We start from the raw sequence: 16,210 nt of genomic DNA, 5'->3' as shown, positions 1-16,210 counted from the left end.
ACCCATGACCACACTGACCCTTGCGCGCCAACTGCTGGACAGCACCCGTCGACATGTCGAACGCAGCGATGACCCCTACGTGATCAGCCGCTTTGGCGATCTGCAGATCCGCGTCGACGTGGCCGCCGCCTTGCTCGAACGGGCCGAGACCCACCCCAGCCCGGTCGCCCGCGCCGAAGCGCAGATCGCTGCGGCCGAAGCACTGATTGCTGCCAGCAACACCGAATTCGAATTGACCGGCCAACGCAGCGAGCTGCCTTCAAGCCTGGATAACCCGCTGCGTCACACCTACCACGCAGTCGGTAACTACCACCTCAACGGAGTGCACTGATGGCCCGTGAAATCCGCCTGAATGCCTTCGACATGAATTGCGTCGGCCACCAATCCCCCGGCCTATGGGCGCACCCGCGCGACCGTTCGTGGCAGTACAAGGACTTGGCGTACTGGACCGACCTGGCAAAAATCCTGGAGCGGGGCAAGTTCGATGGGCTGTTTATCGCCGATGTGCTGGGTATCTACGACGTGTACAACGGCAATGGCGACGCAGCGATTCGCCAGGCTACCCAAGTGCCGGTCAACGATCCGCTGTCGCTGATCGCCCCTATGGCGATGGTCACCGAGCACCTGGGGTTTGGCCTGACGGCCTCGCTGTCGTTCGAACACCCGTACCCGTTCGCGCGCCGGCTTTCGACCCTCGATCACCTGACCCAAGGCCGCATCGGCTGGAACATCGTCACCTCGTACCTGGAAAGCGGGGCCAAGAACCTGGGGCAGAAAGCCCAGACCGAACACGACGCGCGCTATGACTATGCCGAAGAGTACCTGGAGGTTTGCTACAAACTCTGGGAGGGCAGTTGGGAGGAGGGCGCGGTATTGCGTGATCGCGAGCGCCGGATATTCAGCGATCCGAGCAAAATCCATGAGATCCGCCACGTCGGCAAGCACTTCCAGGTGCCCGGCATCCACCTGTGCGAGCCGTCGCCGCAGCGCACGCCGGTGCTGTACCAGGCCGGTGCGTCCAGCCGTGGCAAGCAGTTCGCTGCCGAGCAGGCCGAGTGCGTGTTCGTCGCGGCGCCGTCCAAGGTGCTGCTGAAAAAGACCGTCGCCGATATTCGCCGCCGCGCGGCCGAGGCAGGGCGGGACCCGAAGAAAATCCTGATTTTCAACTTGCAGACGGTGATCGTCGGCGAAACCGACGCCCAGGCCAAAGCCAAGTTCGACGAGTACAAAACCTACGTCAGCTACGAAGGCGCCATGGCGTTGATCTCCGGCTGGACCGGCATCGACTTCAGCCAGTTCAAACCCGACGAACCACTCAAACATGTGCACACCAACGCCATTCAATCGGCGGTGGAAGCCTTCTCCACGGCCGACCCGAACAAGGTCTGGACCCCCAACGAACTGGCCGACTGGGTTGGTATCGGCGGCTTTGGCCCGCTGTTCGTCGGCGGCCCAGAGACCGTGGCTGACCTGTTGCAGGAATGGGTCGAAGAGACCGACGTGGACGGCTTCAACCTGGCCTATGCGTTGACCCACGAAACCTTTATCGACGCCGTCGACTGGCTGGTGCCGGAGTTGCAGAAGCGTGGCGCGTACAAGACCGAATACGCCCAAGGCACGCTGCGCGAGAAGTTGTTTGGTGATGGTGCAAGGTTGGGCTCGAACCACCCCGGCGCGGGCTACCGCAATTTATCTGGGGTACAAAAAACTACTGTGGGAGGGGCGGTGCGACGATTCGACTTGCCCCCGATAGCGGTGGGTCAGTCATGAGTGCTCTAACTGGCCCACCGCCATCGGGGGCAAGTCGAATCCTCGCACCGCCCCTCCCACAATCGTCCTGCGTTGATACACAAATACTCAGCCAGCGGACCACCGCACGCATACCACCCCAATAGGAGCAACCCCCTATGAGCGTGCACGAACCCAAGGCTCTTCTGGAACACCTGCGCCACTGGGCACAACTCACACCGCTGCACATTGCCCTGCGCCACAAGCGTCAGGGCCTGTGGCACGCGTGGCGCTGGATCGACGCCCTGCGCGACGTAGAACGGCTGGCCGATGGTTTGCGCCAGCAAGGTTTGAGCGATCAGTCTCGTTTGGTGCTCAGTGGCGCGTTTGAGCCGAACCTGTTGTTGCTGGCGTTGGCGGCCCAGTCCGTCGGCGGTCAGGTGCTGACGCTTCCCGACAACCTGGAACCCCAGGCGCTGGAACAACAGCTATGGCGTATCCGTCCCAGCCACGTCTACGTGCAAGGTCGCCAGCCCGATTGGGCGTTTACCCAGCGGTTGGACTTTGCCCAACTGCTCGGCCCGGTTGACCCTGCGCAGCACCTGCAGCGTTGGTGGCAACCCACAGCCGAAACCGCGCTGTGGAGCGAGGACAGTACCCAGTGGCAAGACGGTCTGGCGGTGGTGCTGGAGCAATGGCTGCACAGCGGCCACGGCCTGGCCTTCCCGGAGAACCCGGCGTCGGCGCGACGTGATCGCAGTGAAGTCGCGCCCACGGGGCTGCTGTTATCGCCGGCGCGTTTGCAACAGGTGGCCGACGACATCGAAAGCCGCCTTGCGCCCCACGGCACCTGGCGTCGGCGCCTGTGTGAGTGGGCCATCGCGGATGCCCGCAGTGGCCTGCGTCGTGTGCTGAAAAATCGCGTGCGCCGGTTGTTGGGCTTCCAGCGCCTGACGTCTATCTGGCAACCCATCAAGTCCAATGTCGAGCCAACGTGGCTCGCCGAATTCAAACGGAAAAGCGCATGAGCCAAGCCATCCTCCAAGTGCGGGATATTTCGCTGTCGTTCAAAGGGGTCAAGGCGATCAGCGGGCTGTCGTTCGACGTGCAGCGCGGCGAGATATGCGCGTTGATCGGCCCTAACGGCGCCGGCAAAAGTTCGCTGCTCAATGTACTCAACGGCGTATACCGCTTCGATGCCGGCGAGATCATATTCGACGACCAGCATTTCCAGCGCATCGACCCCTTGGGGGCGGCACGCCGGGGTATCGGTCGCACCTTTCAGAACAACGCCTTGTTCAAAAAAATGAGCGTGCTCGACAACCTCCTCACCGGTCTGTCGCGGTATATGCGCAGCACCTTTATCGAGCAGGCCCTGGGCTTACCCCGGGCGCGACGCGAAGCCGAGGCGTTTGGCCTGCGCGGCCAGGGCGTTCTCGAATTTCTAGAGTTGCAAGCCCACCGCGATGTGCTGGTGGGCAATCTGTCCTACGGCCTGCAAAAGCGCGTGGAATTGGGCCGCGCACTGATCGCCGAGCCCAGCCTGTTGTTGCTGGACGAGCCCATGGCCGGCATGAACGCCGAGGAAAAACAGGAAATGGCGCGCTTTGTCGCCGATGTGAACCGCGACCTGGGCACCACGGTGGTGTTGATCGAACACGATATCGGTGTGGTCATGGGCCTGTCCGACCATGTGGTGGTGCTGGACTACGGGCGCAAGGTCGGCGACGGCACGCCCGCCCAAGTACAGGCCAACCCCGAGGTAATCGCGGCCTACCTGGGAGTCGTTCACTGATGACGTTCTTCTTTGAAACCCTGCTCGGCGGCCTGCTCGCCGGCACCCTGTATTCGCTGGTCGCCATCGGCTTCGTGCTGATCTACAAGGCCAGCGGCGTGTTCAATTTTGCCCAGGGCGCGATGCTGCTGTTTGCCGCGCTGACTTTTGTCAGCCTGCATGACCAGGGCGTGCCATTTGCCCTGGCGTTACTGCTGACGGTCATCGTGATGATTGGCGGCGCGTTGCTTATCGAACGGTTGGTCTTGCGGCCGCTGGTGAACCGTTCGCAAATCACCTTGTTCATGGCCACCCTGGGCCTGTCGTTCATTATCGAAGGCTTGGCTCAGGGCCTGATGGGCTCCCAGGTGCGCGCGCTGGATCTCGGGATCGACGACGTGCCGCTGTTTGTCGGGCCGCTGATGCTCAGCCAGTTTGACCTGGTCGCCGCGGCTGCCGCAGGGGTGCTGGTGACGGTGCTGGCGCTGCTGTTCAACAAGACCCGCATCGGCGTGTCGTTGCGGGCGGTGGCGGATGACACCACGGCGGCGCTGTCCATCGGCATCCACCTCAACCGCATCTGGCAGATCGTATGGGCGGTGGCCGGTGTGGTCGGGCTGGTGGCGGGGCTGCTGTGGGGGGCGCGCCAGGGCGTGCAGTTCTCGCTGTCGCTAGTGGTGCTCAAGGCGTTGCCGGTGTTGATCATCGGTGGCTTCACTTCGATTGGCGGGGCGATGGTCGGTGGGCTGATCGTTGGCGCCGCGGAGAACCTCGCCGAGGTGTACATCGGCCCGCTGATCGGCGGCGGCATCACGCCGTGGTTCGCCTATGTCCTGGCCCTGGCCTTCCTGTATATGCGTCCCGCCGGCCTGTTCGGCGAGCGCGCCATCGAGCGAGTCTGAACCTATGTCGATCCCTGTCGTTGAACACGCCGCGCCCTTGTTGCTGATCCAGCGGCGTGCGCCCTGGGGCCTGATCGGCTTGCTGGGCTTGGCCTTTATCGTGGTGCCGCTGTGGGGCAATGATTATTGGCTCAATGCGATTTTGATCCCGTTTCTGGTGTTGTCCCTGGCCGGTCTGGGCCTGAACCTGCTGACCGGCTACACCGGGCAGACCTCGGTGGGCGCTGCGGGCTTCATGGCGGTCGGTGCGTTTGCCACCTATGGCTTTTTACTGCGTTTGCCTGAGTTGGGCCTGCCGGTGGCGTTGCTCGGCGGCGGCGTGATCAGCGCGCTGGTGGGCCTGCTGTTTGGTTTGCCCAGCTCGCGGATCAAGGGGTTCTACCTGATGGTCACTACCCTGGCCGCGCAGTTTTTTCTGGAATGGTTGTTCGTCAAGTTTCCCTGGTTCTACAACTACGGTTCATCCGGCACCATTTCCGCGCCCGCTCTGACGTTGTTCGGCCATGACCTCAACACCCCGTTGGGCCGCTATTGGCTGACCCTGGTCAGCGTGTTGCTGTTGACCTGGACGGCCGTGAACCTGGTGCGCAGCCAGGTGGGGCGCAATTGGATGGCGATCCGCGACATGGACACCGCCGCCGCTGTGATCGGCATTCCGGTGGCGCGCTACAAGCGCCTGGCGTTTGCGGTCAGCTCGTTCTATCTGGGCATCGCCGGGGCGCTGTGGGCCTTCGCTTACCTGGGCACGGCCAGCGCCAGCAGCTTCGATATCAATCGCTCGTTCCAGATTCTGTTCATCATCATTATCGGCGGCATGGGTAGTATCGCCGGCAACTTTGTCGGCGCCGCGTTTATCAGCCTGCTGCCGATTTTCCTCAGCCACGCCGGTCAGGCGCTGTTCGGTGGCGCGGTGGATGCGGGGCAGTTGCAGAACCTGCAGAAAATCATCTTTGGCGTGTTGATCATCGTGTTCCTGATCAAGGAACCCGACGGTTTGATTCGCCTGTTGCACACCCTTCGCGATCGGCTGCGCCAGTGGCCGCTGCGTTTCTAACCTCAAGAGAACTTCCTATGCGTGCATCCTTCAAACAATCCCTGGCCGGCGCCGCGTTAGCCGTGGCTGCGTTCACCACCAGCGTGCCCCCGGCGGTGGCGTCCCCGGACCAGCAATTTATCCCGCTGGCTACTTACCGTGTCGGCGCCTACGCGTCCAGCGGCGTGCAGGTGTGGGCCGGGATGATCGACTATTTGCGCTATATCAACGAGGTCGAGGGTGGCATCAACGGGGTGAAACTGGTGTGGCAGGAATGCGAGACCGAGTGGACCGCCGAGAAAGGCATCGAGTGCTACGAGCGCTTTAAAAACGGTCTGGATGGCGCCCCGGTCGCGGTGTACCAACCCAATGGCGCGCCAGCGGCTTATGCGCTGAGCGAGCGGGCCGAGGTGGATAAGATCCCATTGATCACCCTCGGCTACGGGCGTACCGAGGCCACCGATGGCACCGTATTCCCCTACAACTTCCCGGTGATGCTGACCTTCTACAGCGAGGCATCGAGCCTGGTGAACTACATCGCCGAGCGGGAGGGCGGTTTCGACAAACTCAAGGGCAAGAAGATTGCCACGGTGTACCACGACTCGGCCTACGGACGTGAAACCCTCGGCCCGCTGAAGCTGCTGGCGGAAAAATACGGCTTTGAAAATATCCAGATCCCGGTGGCCGATCCGGGCAACGAACAGTCCGCGCAATGGCGCCAGGTGCGCCAGGCCAACCCGGATTGGGTGTTCCTGCGTACCTGGGGCGTGTCCACGCCGGTGGCGGTGAAGACGGCGGCGCGCTTCGGCTTTCCGGTGGACCATATCATCGGCGATATCTGGGCCAGCTCCAGCGAGGACGTGCTGCCTGCCGGCGCCGCCGCCAAGGGTTACCTGGCGCTGACACCGTACCCGGCGGGGGCGGATTTCGAGATTCACAAACGCCTCAAACAATACGTGCTCGACAAAGGCCACAGCGACCTCAAGGACCTGAAGAACTTCGGCAGCGTCTACTACAACTCCGGCCTGGTGAACGCCGCCGTGGCGGTCGAGGCGATCCGCACCGCCCAGGCCAAGTTCGGCAAGCGTCCGCTCAACGGCGAAGAGGGGCGTTGGGGCCTGGAGCACTTGAACATCGACGATGCGCGCTTGAAAGACATGGGCTACCTGGGCCTGATGCAGAACCTGAAACTGTCGTGCCGCGATCACGAAGGTGGCGGCTCGGCGCGGGTGCAGCAATGGGACGGTGCGAACTGGACGCTGATCAGCGATTGGATCGCCGCCGACCGTGCGCTGCTGCGCCCGCTGATCGACGAGAAGTCCGCCGCGTTCGCCAAGGAAAAAGGCCTGACGCCACGCGCCTGCACCGGGGATGAATAAGCCATGAACCAACCTGCCAGTGTGTCGGCGAGCCCGGCGCTGTTGACTGTCAACGATATCGAGGTGGTCTACGACGGCGCGATCCTGGCGGTGGCCGGGGTGTCACTGAGCGTGCCCAAGGGCGCCATCGTCGCCTTGCTGGGTGCCAATGGCGCCGGCAAGAGTACCACCCTCAAGGCCATTTCCGGGCTGGTGCGCGCCGAGCGCGCCGAGGTCAGCCGGGGGGTGATCGAATATGCCGGTGCGGACCTGGCCGGCATTGATCCCAACCAGCGCGTGCGCCAGGGCATGGTGCATGTGCTGGAGGGCCGCCATGTGTTCGGCCAGCTCAGCGTGGAAGACAACCTGCGCAGCGGCGGCTTTGTGCGGCGTTTGAGCCGCAAGGCCATGGCCCAGGACCTGGAGCGCATTTACACCTGGTTCCCACGGCTCAAGACCAAGCGCCACACCCGCGCCGGGCTGACCTCCGGCGGCGAGCAACAGATGGTCGCCATCGGCCGAGCGTTGATGACCCGTCCTACTTTGGTACTGCTCGACGAGCCGTCCATGGGTTTGGCGCCTATGATCGTGCAGGAGATCTTCGAGATCATTGCGCAGCTCAACCGCGAACAGCAGGTGAGCTTCCTGATCGCCGAGCAGAACATTAACGTCGCGCTCACCTATGCGGCCCATGGCTATGTGCTCGATACTGGGCGCGTGGCCTTGAGCGGCAGTGCCGCTGAACTGCGGGCGCGCGGCGACCTGCATGACATCTACCTGGGTAAACAGTAAGGGCGAACCTGCATGACGGAATCCACCCGCAACGCTGATGTGCTGATCATCGGCGGCGGCCTGAGCGGCACGATGCTGGCCGTACAACTGCTGCGCCTGCCCGGTCGGCGCCAGATCCTGGTGATCGAACCGCGCGCCGAACTGGGTCGGGGCGAGGCTTACAGTGCGGTCGAACTGGGCCACACCCTCAACGGCAACGCCGCGCGCATGAGCGTGGACCCGGACAACCCCGACGACCTCACGCAGTGGCTCACCGAACACATCGCGGCCGGCGGTTGGCCGGAGTCGGCCGAGCAGGCGGTGCCGATCAGCGAGCTGTTCCCGCCGCGCGGGCTATTTGGTGTGTATGCGCAGCAGCGGCTGGCCGAGGCCAAGGCACGCTCGGCGTCCACGGTGGAGCATGTCAGGGCCGAAGTGATCGACGTGCAGGTGGATGCGGATTCAACCCTGCTGACCCTCGATAACGGCCAGCGGTTGCGCGGTAACTTTGCGGTATTGGCTACCGGCATGTTCCCGGCGGCGCGCACGCCGCAGACCCACTCCAGCGGCGTCAACGCGGCGGCGGTCGACCCATGGGACGTGGCGACCATGAGGCGCCTGGATCCACGCTCGACGGTGCTGATTATTGGCTCCGGGTTGACCATGGTGGACGCCGTGGTGTCCCTGGAACAGGCCGGGCATCGCGGGCCCATCGAGATCTTTTCGCGCCATGGCCTGTTGCCCCATGTGCGCCGGCAACCGCCGGCCTGGGACGACTTCCTGGCTGCCGACCCGGCCTTGCGCAGCCCTCGGCAACTGCTGCGCGAACTGCGTCGCCAATGCACCATCGCGCAGGCCCAGGGCATCGACTGGCAAGCGCCGCTGGACACCGTGCGTGTCCATATCGGCCGTCTCTGGAGCCAGGCCAGCGAGCGCGAGAAGCGCCAGTTCGTGCGCCATGTGCGGCCGTGGTGGGAAAGTCATCACCACCGCTCGCCGCCGCTGAGCGCGCAGCTAGTGGCGCGTTTGCATGAGGAGGGGCGGTTGCGTATTCGTGCGGCGTCATTCAAGGGGCTGGTGCCCGCGCAAAGCGGCGTCACCATCGCGGTGCGCCAACGCGGCGAACAGACGCTCACTCAAGTGACGGGCGCGGCGCTGATCAACTCCAGCGGCATCGAATACGACTGGCGCCGCGTAGCCCGGCCCTTGCCGCAGCAGTTGCTCAAGCGCGGGTTGATCCAGCCCGGGCCGTTGGCATTGGGCATCGCAGCGGATGTCTCGGGGGCGGTGCTGGATGCCCAGGGCCAGGTCAGCGCGCGATTGTTCGCCATGGGCCCGCCGTTGCGCGGAATGTGGTGGGAGAGCACGGCAGTGACGGATGTGGCGCTGCAAGCCAAAGCCCTGGCCTCGAAGCTGGCAGCGGTCTAACAGAAGCTGACAAAGGACTAAAAGAAGCTGACAGAGGACTTAATGTGGGAGGGGGCTTGCCCCCGATGGCAGTGTGTCAGTTGGCCAATTCTTGACTGAGCCACCGCTATCGGGGGCAAGCCCCCTCCCACAGTGGTTCTTCATTTATTTTGAGATTTTCACAAGGCCGGGCTTCAGGCCGAACACCTCAACCCCTTGCGCCGTCGACTGGCCGGTGGTGACCTTCACCCGTTCCACCGGTTTATCCATCGCCTCGCGGTACGCCACCGTCATGTCCGGCTCAATCGCCTGGCTGGGAATCACGATTGCCTGTTCATTGTTGTAAGTGACGATGGTCAGCCGCGCACTCATGCCCAACCGCACCCGCTGTAGCTGCTCTGGGGTGAGTGTGGGGATCGACAAGGTCACCGGAAACTGTGCGCTGCCCTGGGTGTCGCTGGCGATGGCCAGGCGCTGACCACGAAGCTGACAGAGGTCTAATAGAAGCTGACAGAGGACTTAATGTGGGAGGGGGCTTGCCCTCGATGGCGGTGTGTCAGTTGGCCAATTCTTGACTGAGCCACAGCTATCGGGGGCAAGCCCCCTCCCACAGTGGATCTGCATTTATTTTGAGATTTTCACAAGGCCGGGTTTCAGGCCGAACACTTCAACCCCTTGCGCCGTCGACTGGCCGGTGGTGACCTTCACCCGTTCCACCGGTTTATCCATCGCCTCGCGGTACGCCACCGTCATGTCCGGCTCAATCGCTTGGCTGGGAATCACGATTGCCTGTTCATTGTTGTAAGTGACGATGGTCAACCGCGCACTCATGCCCAACCGCACCCGCTGTAGCTGCTCTGGGGTGAGTGTGGGGATCGACAAGGTCACCGGAAACTGTGCGCTGCCCTGGGTGTCGCTGGCGATGGCCAGGCCGCTGACCACGAAGCTGACAGAGGTCTAATAGAAGCTGACAAAGGACTTAATGTGGGAGGGGGCTTGACCCCGATGGCGGTGTGTCAGTTGGCCAATTCTTGACTGAGCCACCGCTATCGGGGGCAAGCCCCCTCCCACAGTGGTTCTTCATTTATTTTGAGATTTTCACAAGGCCGGGCTTCAGGCCGAACACCTCAACCCCTTGCGCCGTCGACTGGCCGGTGGTGACCTTCACCCGTTGCACTGGTTTATCCATCGCCTCGCGGTACGCCACCGTCATGTCCGGCTCAATCGCCTGGCTGGGAATCACGATTGCCTGTTCATTGTTGTAAGTGACGATGGTCAGCCGCGCACTCATGCCCAACCGCACCCGCTGTAGCTGCTCTGGGGTGAGTGTGGGGATCGACAAGGTCACCGGAAACTGTGCGCTGCCCTGGGTGTCGCTGGCGATGGCCAGGCCGCTGACCACACTGACGGAGCCCTTCAGCCGTTCGCCGTCGAACCCGTCGCCCATGACTTCCACGGCCTGGCCCTGGTGCAGTTGGTTGATATCCAGCTCCGACACCTTGGCGACGATCTTTAACCGTTCGATATTCGCCAAGCCAAACAGCACCTGGCCCTGGCTGACCTTGCTGCCGGCCTGGATCGGCGCGTTGGCGTTGCCACCACCGGCCGGGGCGTTGTTGCCGGGGGCGGGTACCACGATGCCGGAGAACGGCGCCTTCACCTCTTGGGCTGCAAGCAGGGTGCGCAGGGCTTCGTATTTCACGGTGGCGTTGGTCAGCTCCATATCGGCGATCTGGCGGTATTCGCCCTTGCCCTGTTCCAGCGCCTGTTGCAGTTCGCTGCGGGCCGAAGCGAGGTCCAATTGCTGCTGCTGGGCTTGCTGGCGCAGGTCGTCCAGTTCGTTGCGTGGGATGATGCCGCGTTTGAACAGATTCTCGCTTTCGGTGAGTTTGCGCTGCGTGTTGTCGGCGCTCATCTGCGCGGTGCGCAGGCTGCGGCGGGCGCGGCTGACGGTGGGGCTGCTGTCCCAGTCCTGCATTTCCTGCACGGTGCGCCGGGCCTTGAGTTGGGCGGAGAGGGCATCGCGCAATTGCACTTCGAGGGTGGCCGGGTCCATGCGCAGCAACACCTGGCCGGCCTCGACCCGCTGGCCTTGCTCGACCAGATTGGCCTGCACATTGCCGTCAAACGGCGCGGTGAGCACAAGCGTGGTGTCGGGCTCGATTTTGCCCACCAGGCCGATCTCATGCACCAGCGCGTCGGGCTTGACCGCCAGCCACTGCTCGGGCGTGCCGTCGGGAGCGGAGGCCGGGCTGCGCAGGGCCAGCCCCACGCCGCCCAGCAGCAGGATCAGCACAGCGCCCAGCAGGGCTTTTCGATTAGTAGTCATTGAGGGCAATTTCCCAACTTTCCAGCGTCATGCCCAGGGTCAGATCGAGCTGGGTCTGGGCGTTCAGATAAGCGATCAACGCGTTGAGCTGCGCGTTTTCAGCGTTGCGCAAGTCGGTCTCGAAGCTCAACACCTGGAAGTTGGTGGAGCGCCCGGCGCTGAGTTTTTCCCGTTCGATCTCGATCTTGCGCCGCGACAGCTCCACGGCGCGCTGGGCGATTTCATACTGGCGCCAGCGTGTGCCCAGGTCGCGCACCACATCGTTGACGCTACGCTCCAGCTCTTGGCGGGCGTCGGTGATGCGCACCTGCTGGTCCTCGACATTCACGCGCGCGCGCACTTCGGCCTGGCGGGTGCTGATATCCCCGATGGGGATCTGCACCTGCACGCCGGCATAGCTGTCCCATGTGCGGTTATTGCTGCTGCCGGCGTCGTTATTGTAGGTGTCACGTATCTGGTTTGCGCCGGCCACCAGGTCCACCTGCCAGCGCCCGGAGTCTTTGGCGATCACCAGGTTGAGGTCGGCTTGCTGGCTGCCGAGCAGGGCGGCGAGGTATTCCGGCTGTTGGGTCTGCGCCAGGTTGAACGCCTGGCGCTTGTCGATTTGCATGGGCCGGGCCTCCAGGGCTTCGGTGGCGCGGATCGGCGTGGACAGGTCCAGCGCCAGCAGGCGCAGCAGGGCCAGGCGATTGGTGTCCAGCTGGTTCTGCGCTTCTTCCACGCCCAGTTGCTGGGTGGCGATATCGGCTTCGGTCTGCACGATTTCAAACTCGGCCATGCGCCCGGCGCCGATCAAGGCCCGGTTGACTTCCAGCAAGGTGCCGGAGCGCTTGAGCGCATCCTGCACAATGCTCAATTGTTCCTGAGCGCGCAGCAGCTCGCGGTAGGTGGCGATGATCTGGCTGATGGTCTGCGCAACGGTGGCCTTGAGGTTCAGGCGGTTGGCCTGTTCCGCCAGGCGCGATAGGCGCAGCGGTGCGGTGGTGGCATCCCAGCCGGCACCGCGCAGCAGCGGCTGGATGATCGCCAGGTCCAGGCCATCGCTGCGGTAGCGGCCGGCGCGGTCGGCGTTGTTCAGTTGCTGGGTCCAGGACATGCTCAGGCGCGTGCCGTACTCGCCGAGCAGGCTGCTGGACGGCGTGACATTGGCATTGCGCGCGTTGTCGACCGAACCGCGGGTGCTGCGATAGGAACTGTTGAGGGTCAGCTTGGGGTTGAACACATCTTCGGCGACCCGCAAGTCGAATTTCTGCGCCACCCGTTGCAGGTAAGCGCTGCGGATCGCTGGATTGTTGCGCAGGCCCAGGTACACGGCGTCGCCCAGGGTCAGGTCGGTGATCTGGGCTTTCAGCGAGACGCCTCGGTCGTAGCCGCTGCGGGTGGTGCTGGGCGCCGAGGGTTTGATGACCACGTCGGCCGCCATGCCGGGCAGGCTGATCAGGGCGAGGCACAGCAGCCATCTATTCATCGCGCAGGGCCTCCACCGGCTGCAACCGCGACGCCGAGACCGCCGGGTAAATGCCGAAAAACAGGCCCACCAACAATGTGCTGCCCACCCCCAAGGGCAGGGCGGCGGCCGCCAGGTCGAACACCCAGCCCGATAACCAGGCGTACAACCAGGCGGCGGTCATGCCGAGCACCGCGCCGCACAGGGCGCCGACGGCGGTGAGGGTGACCGCTTCGAGCAAAAACAGATTGCGAATATCTCGCTGCCGCGCGCCCAGCGCCATGCGGATGCCGATTTCGCGGCGGCGCTCCGAGACATTCATCAGCATCACGTTCATCACGCCCACGCCGCCGCCGATCAGGGAAATCGCGCCGAGGGCCAGCAGCAAGTAAGCGAAGGTGCGGCTCTGGCGCGTCATGCCATCGATCATTTGCTGGGGCACCTGGATGTCGACATCGTGCTCGGTGAGTTGGGCGCGCAGGGCGTCGGCCGCGGCCCGGGCCAGGTGTTCCATGTCCTGGCCGACAGCGGCGCGGATGATCAGGTTGTTGATCTGCGGCGCCGCGTAGATGCGCCGCATGCCCTCGGCGGGCAGAAACAGCGACTCGCCGGGCTGCACCGGCATCAGCATCGCCCGTGGCTGGGGCTGCAGCAGGCCCACCACCAGAAACAGGTAGTCGTTGATGCGCACGCGGTCCCCCAGCCGCAAGGGATCCCCCGGCGCGCTCAGGGCCTGGGCAACGTCGGCGCCGATCACGGCGTAGGTTTCGTTGACATCGAAGCCCGACAGGAAGCGGCCGTGTTGCAAGGTCAGGCGCATCGCCGCAGCGACATCCGGCGTGCTACCGACGAAGTTGGCGTTGACGCTGCGCCCATGGAACACAATGGGCCCGCTGAACAGGCTGAGCGCGCCGATATGGGCAATGCCCGGAACGGCCTGGCGCACGGCGTCCAGGTCCAAGTGCGTGCGCATCGGCACGTTAGCGCTGCCCTTGGGGGGGAATTGCACCACCAGGGTGTCGGTGCCCATGTCCTTGAAGATCAAGGCGGCATCCACCGAAGCGTTATGGCCGATATTGATCAGCGCCACCACCGACGAACTGCCGATAACGATGCCCAGCAGCGCCAGCATCGAGCGCTTGCCCAGGGTGCGCAGACTGACGAGGGCTTCATGCAGCAGCTGGCTGAGGCTTTGCTCGACCCGCAGGCTCATAGGCGCCCAACCTCTTGCACCACACCGTTGCGCACCAGGATCTTGCGCTCCAGGCGCTCGGCGATCTGCGGGTCGTGGGTGACGATGACCAGGGTGACCTGCTGTTCGCGGTTGAGGGCCAGCAGCAGGTTCATGATGTCCTGAGCGGTGCCGCTGTCGAGATTGCCGGTGGGTTCGTCGGCGAGGATCACCGACGGGTTGCCCACCAGCGCGCGGGCGATGGCCACGCGTTGGCGCTGGCCGCCGGAAAGATCGGCGGGGCGATGGTGGGCGCGCTCGGCCAGGCCCACCTGTTCGAGCATGCGCAGGGCCTGTTCCACCGAGGCATGGCGCGACACGCCGCGATAGCTCAGGGGCAGGGCGACATTGTCCAGCGCGCTCAGGCGCGGCAGCAGGTTGAAGCTCTGGAATACGAAACCGATCTGCTGATTGCGGATCGCCGCCAGTTCGTCGGGGCTGGCGCTGAAAATATCGTGGCCGGCGAAGTGGTACTGGCCGCAGTTGGGCAGGTCCAGCAGGCCGAGAATGTTGAGCAGGGTACTTTTGCCGGAACCGGAGGCACCGAGAATGCCGCAGCTGTCGCCACGGGCGATGCAGAGGCATACATCGTTGAGAATGGACAGTTCCTGCCCGGCCAATTGATAGCGTTTGCCGATGCCGTGCAAGGAAATCAAGCCTGGGAGCGTGGAGTTGCCTGTCATCTTGACTACGCCTTCAGTCTCGACGGTGCCTGATCCCCAAGCAAAGCGTTGTAACAAATTCGCGGGTGACAGGTACGGGTTACGGACTGGTTTAATTTCTTGTTTTTAAAATATTGTTTGAATACTAACCGCGTTCCCTGGGCTTCGCCAGCCATGGATATAGAGCGGTTTTACCCTTTGAAATGATTTTCCCCACATCCTCAGCAGGTTGCCCCGACGCCTTCAGTCTGCCCTCAAGTAGCCGTCCGGTAAGGTTTTGAATGCCACGGTAAGGTGTCACAGCTTGCTTTCGCACGACGGCCCCGGTATAAAAAATCAAATTATTTTTTAAAACAATATTTCCGTGGGATCCCTAATGGTCGCGAAGAAACTCAGCGCTCCAAACGTTACCAAGACTCGCTTGCTGGATGCGACAGAGGCTCTCTTCATCAAGTACGGATATGACGCGGTTTTGTTACGGCAGATTACCGAGCGTGCCCAGGTCAACCTGGCTGCGGTGAATTACCACTTTGGGGACAAGGATTCCCTGATGAAAACCCTGCTGATGCAGCGCCTGGAACCGCTCAACGAACAGCGTCTGGAATTGTTGGCACGTTGCGAAGCCGAATCCGATGGCCCGCTGGACTGCGACACCTTGCTCGGCGTGCTTTTCGCTCCGGCCATGGGCCTGGAGCGCAGCGACCCGGCCAGTGGAGAAGGGCGCTCGTTCATTCGGTTCCTGGGGCGCGTCTACAGCGATACGTCGCCGTTTATCCAGGAATACCTCAAAGTGCATTACCAACCGGTGTTCCAGCGCTTCTTCGAAGCCTTCGCCCTGGCCTTGCCGGATTTACCGCGCAACGAGCTGGGGGTGCGCCTGCAATTTGCTCTCAAGGCGATCTCTGGGGTGATGGCCGGCACCGAGCTGCGCCTGCTGATGAATTCCATGAGCCTCGGCCGTCCGGCTACCGATGCGGAAGTCATGGCCAAACTGATTACCCTGGTCTCGGCAGCGATCCGTGTACCGCAGCAGAGCCCTGAAGCGGAAACCGCCCTGGCCAAAGTGCTGGACACCCAGCGCGCGATTCGTGAAGAGGCTGCGGCGCCAAGCGCTAAAGCGTCGCGCTGAACGGTAGTTTTTCGAGGCAAAAAAAAAGCCCGCTGGGGCGGCGGGCTTGATGTGCAACATTTGTAACGGATGAGGCTTCACCCTACGTCGCGGGATGTGAATAAAGCGTGAAAAATTTGTAAGAGAAAGTGTGAAGTTGTTGATCACTTCAACGTGACGCCAACGGCTGCCGTTCGTCGCCACTGTCAATTCTGACAGTTACCCACCCCACTCGGATGGGGGTTTGATTCTCCTTGCACAACGCGCCAGTCCTGAGCGCGCTCCCAGCCAGGAGATTCATCATGTCCGACACCCCCCTTGACCCCGAGAACGATTCGATCTCGGGCGGTCTACCCGCCGCGTCGCTTCCAGTGCCCTATCAATCACCCAGCCTGGAACGCCCTGAACCGCGACGAATTGAAGACCTGGATCACCCATATTCGGCCTTCCCCTGGGTCGA

The 16,210-nt window shown here is 63.0% G+C and carries 14 protein-coding genes and 2 pseudogenes; 10 read left to right on the top strand and 6 right to left on the bottom strand.

What is annotated here, in order from left to right; all coding sequences use genetic code 11:
* Positions 1 to 4: 4 nt before the first annotated feature.
* The 9 genes from FIV35_RS16100 to FIV35_RS16060 all read left to right on the top strand — a co-directional run bounded on the left by FIV35_RS16100 (position 5) and on the right by FIV35_RS16060 (position 8,994).
* Positions 5 to 331 carry an acyl-CoA dehydrogenase gene (locus FIV35_RS16100; RefSeq protein ID WP_034138603.1) on the top strand — a complete coding sequence of 109 codons (327 nt, stop codon included), beginning with the start codon at positions 5 to 7 and terminating at the stop codon, positions 329 to 331.
* The gene (locus FIV35_RS16095) at positions 331 to 1,770 is read left to right on the top strand and encodes an LLM class flavin-dependent oxidoreductase (RefSeq protein ID WP_034138602.1); all 1,440 of its coding nucleotides are present in this window, start codon (positions 331 to 333) and stop codon (positions 1,768 to 1,770) included. The genes FIV35_RS16100 and FIV35_RS16095 overlap by 1 nt, the downstream gene beginning before the upstream one ends.
* A 137-nt stretch (positions 1,771 to 1,907) precedes the next feature.
* Positions 1,908 to 2,756: an AMP-binding protein gene (locus tag FIV35_RS16090; protein WP_034138601.1), complete on the top strand. Its 849-nt coding sequence runs from the start codon at positions 1,908 to 1,910 to the stop codon at positions 2,754 to 2,756.
* A complete protein-coding gene (locus tag FIV35_RS16085; protein WP_034098748.1) occupies positions 2,753 to 3,523 on the top strand; it encodes an ABC transporter ATP-binding protein in 771 nt (256 codons plus the stop codon). The genes FIV35_RS16090 and FIV35_RS16085 overlap by 4 nt, the downstream gene beginning before the upstream one ends.
* Entirely contained in the window at positions 3,523 to 4,404 is an 882-nt protein-coding gene (locus FIV35_RS16080; RefSeq protein ID WP_034138600.1) for a branched-chain amino acid ABC transporter permease, read from the top strand. Before FIV35_RS16085 ends, FIV35_RS16080 begins: the two co-directional genes overlap by 1 nt.
* Before the next feature lie 4 nt (positions 4,405 to 4,408).
* The gene (locus FIV35_RS16075; RefSeq protein WP_034098743.1) at positions 4,409 to 5,458 is read left to right on the top strand and encodes a branched-chain amino acid ABC transporter permease; all 1,050 of its coding nucleotides are present in this window, start codon (positions 4,409 to 4,411) and stop codon (positions 5,456 to 5,458) included.
* 17 nt (positions 5,459 to 5,475) lie between these two features.
* Positions 5,476 to 6,816 (top strand): ABC transporter substrate-binding protein, encoded by a 1,341-nt coding sequence (locus FIV35_RS16070; RefSeq protein ID WP_034138599.1) that lies wholly within the window; start codon positions 5,476 to 5,478, stop codon positions 6,814 to 6,816.
* 3 nt (positions 6,817 to 6,819) lie between these two features.
* Complete coding sequence (locus FIV35_RS16065) at positions 6,820 to 7,587, top strand: ABC transporter ATP-binding protein (RefSeq protein ID WP_034138598.1); 768 nt, start codon at positions 6,820 to 6,822, stop codon at positions 7,585 to 7,587.
* Positions 7,588 to 7,599: 12 nt separating this feature from the next.
* Positions 7,600 to 8,994 (top strand): FAD/NAD(P)-binding protein, encoded by a 1,395-nt coding sequence (locus FIV35_RS16060; protein WP_034138597.1) that lies wholly within the window; start codon positions 7,600 to 7,602, stop codon positions 8,992 to 8,994.
* Between the two features lie 144 nt (positions 8,995 to 9,138).
* Here FIV35_RS16060 and FIV35_RS16055 read toward each other — a convergent pair.
* The 6 genes and pseudogenes from FIV35_RS16055 to FIV35_RS16030 all read right to left on the bottom strand — a co-directional run.
* A pseudogene (locus tag FIV35_RS16055) lies at positions 9,139 to 9,444 on the bottom strand (HlyD family secretion protein); the annotation flags it as partial.
* A 153-nt stretch (positions 9,445 to 9,597) separates the two neighbouring features.
* Positions 9,598 to 9,915 (bottom strand): annotated as a pseudogene (locus tag FIV35_RS16050) (HlyD family secretion protein); the annotation flags it as partial.
* 142 nt (positions 9,916 to 10,057) lie between these two features.
* The gene (locus FIV35_RS16045; protein WP_083377855.1) at positions 10,058 to 11,302 is read right to left on the bottom strand and encodes an efflux RND transporter periplasmic adaptor subunit; all 1,245 of its coding nucleotides are present in this window, start codon (positions 11,300 to 11,302) and stop codon (positions 10,058 to 10,060) included.
* The gene (locus FIV35_RS16040) at positions 11,292 to 12,770 is read right to left on the bottom strand and encodes a TolC family protein (RefSeq protein WP_034098732.1); all 1,479 of its coding nucleotides are present in this window, start codon (positions 12,768 to 12,770) and stop codon (positions 11,292 to 11,294) included. The genes FIV35_RS16045 and FIV35_RS16040 overlap by 11 nt, the downstream gene beginning before the upstream one ends.
* A complete protein-coding gene (locus FIV35_RS16035) occupies positions 12,763 to 13,962 on the bottom strand; it encodes an ABC transporter permease (protein ID WP_034138593.1) in 1,200 nt (399 codons plus the stop codon). The genes FIV35_RS16040 and FIV35_RS16035 overlap by 8 nt, the downstream gene beginning before the upstream one ends.
* Positions 13,959 to 14,663: an ABC transporter ATP-binding protein gene (locus FIV35_RS16030; protein WP_034138592.1), complete on the bottom strand. Its 705-nt coding sequence runs from the start codon at positions 14,661 to 14,663 to the stop codon at positions 13,959 to 13,961. The genes FIV35_RS16035 and FIV35_RS16030 overlap by 4 nt, the downstream gene beginning before the upstream one ends.
* Positions 14,664 to 15,018: 355 nt before the next feature.
* Between FIV35_RS16030 and FIV35_RS16025 the strand changes: the two genes are divergently transcribed.
* A complete protein-coding gene (locus tag FIV35_RS16025; RefSeq protein WP_034098727.1) occupies positions 15,019 to 15,771 on the top strand; it encodes a TetR/AcrR family transcriptional regulator in 753 nt (250 codons plus the stop codon).
* Positions 15,772 to 16,210 lie beyond the last annotated feature (439 nt).

The sequence above is a fragment of the Pseudomonas rhodesiae genome, assembly GCF_007858255.1.
Classification (GTDB): domain Bacteria; phylum Pseudomonadota; class Gammaproteobacteria; order Pseudomonadales; family Pseudomonadaceae; genus Aquipseudomonas; species Aquipseudomonas rhodesiae.
Note: the sequence above shows the minus strand (reverse complement) of the source record. Positions and strands in the feature narration are given on the sequence as shown.